Genomic DNA, 1851 nt, shown 5'->3' with positions numbered 1-1851 from the left:
TGGGATGGGTAGGGGAGCGTCGTGTGCCGGGTGAAGCAGCCGCGGAAGCGAGTTGTGGACGGTTCACGAGTGAGAATGCAGGCATGAGTAGCGATACACACGTGAGAAACGTGTGCGCCGATTGACTAAGGGTTCCTGGGTCAAGCTGATCTGCCCAGGGTAAGTCGGGACCTAAGGCGAGGCCGACAGGCGTAGTCGATGGACAACCGGTTGATATTCCGGTACCCGCTTTGAAACGCCCAGTACTGAATCAGGCGATGCTAAGTCCGTGAAGCCGGCCCGATCTCTTCGGAGTTGAGGGTAGTGGTGGAGCCGACGAACCAGACTTGTAGTAGGTAAGCGATGGGGTGACGCAGGAAGGTAGTCCAGCCCGGGCGGTGGTTGTCCCGGGGTAAGGGTGTAGGCCGTGTGGTAGGCAAATCCGTCACACGTTAAGGCTGAGACCTGATGCCGAGCCGATTGTGGTGAAGTGGATGATCCTATGCTGTCGAGAAAAGCCTCTAGCGAGTTTCATGGCGGCCCGTACCCTAAACCGACTCAGGTGGTCAGGTAGAGAATACCGAGGCGTTCGGGTGAACTATGGTTAAGGAACTCGGCAAAATGCCCCCGTAACTTCGGGAGAAGGGGGGCCATCACTGGTGATCCGATTTACTCGGTGAGCTGGGGGTGGCCGCAGAGACCAGCGAGAAGCGACTGTTTACTAAAAACACAGGTCCGTGCGAAGCCGTAAGGCGATGTATACGGACTGACGCCTGCCCGGTGCTGGAACGTTAAGGGGACCGGTTAGCTGCTCTTCGGGGTGGCGAAGCTGAGAACTTAAGCGCCAGTAAACGGCGGTGGTAACTATAACCATCCTAAGGTAGCGAAATTCCTTGTCGGGTAAGTTCCGACCTGCACGAATGGCGTAACGACTTCTCGACTGTCTCAACCATAGGCCCGGTGAAATTGCACTACGAGTAAAGATGCTCGTTTCGCGCAGCAGGACGGAAAGACCCCGGGACCTTTACTATAGTTTGATATTGGTGTTCGGTTCGGCTTGTGTAGGATAGGTGGGAGACTTTGAAGCGGCCACGCCAGTGGTTGTGGAGTCGTCGTTGAAATACCACTCTGGTCGTGCTGGATGTCTAACCTGGGTCCGTGATCCGGATCAGGGACAGTGTCTGATGGGTAGTTTAACTGGGGCGGTTGCCTCCTAAAGAGTAACGGAGGCGCCCAAAGGTTCCCTCAGCCTGGTTGGCAATCAGGTGTTGAGTGTAAGTGCACAAGGGAGCTTGACTGTGAGACCGACGGGTCGAGCAGGGACGAAAGTCGGGACTAGTGATCCGGCAGTGGCTTGTGGAAGCGCTGTCGCTCAACGGATAAAAGGTACCCCGGGGATAACAGGCTGATCTTCCCCAAGAGTCCATATCGACGGGATGGTTTGGCACCTCGATGTCGGCTCGTCGCATCCTGGGGCTGGAGTCGGTCCCAAGGGTTGGGCTGTTCGCCCATTAAAGCGGTACGCGAGCTGGGTTTAGAACGTCGTGAGACAGTTCGGTCCCTATCCGCTGTGCGCGTAGGAATATTGAGAAGGGCTGTCCCTAGTACGAGAGGACCGGGACGGACGAACCTCTGGTGTGCCAGTTGTTCTGCCAAGGGCATGGCTGGTTGGCTACGTTCGGAAAGGATAACCGCTGAAAGCATCTAAGCGGGAAGCCTGCTTCGAGATGAGTATTCCCACCCTCTTGAAGGGTTAAGGCTCCCAGTAGACGACTGGGTTGATAGGCCAGATGTGGAAGCCCGGTAACGGGTGGAGCTGACTGGTACTAATAGGCCGAGGGCTTGTCCTCAGTTGCTCGCGTCCACTGTGTT

The 1851-nt window shown here is 56.4% G+C and carries 1 rRNA gene (only partly in view); it reads left to right on the top strand.

Going from position 1 to position 1851, the window contains the following annotated elements:
* Positions 1-1829 (top strand): 23S ribosomal RNA (locus tag ACZ6C6_RS34905) (it extends 728 nt beyond the left edge of the window).
* Positions 1830-1851 lie beyond the last annotated feature (22 nt).

It is taken from the genome of Streptomyces sp. NPDC041814 (genome assembly GCF_055590565.1).
The sequence above is the reverse complement of the archived record's forward strand: the minus strand, read 5'-3'. Positions and strand labels throughout refer to the sequence as shown.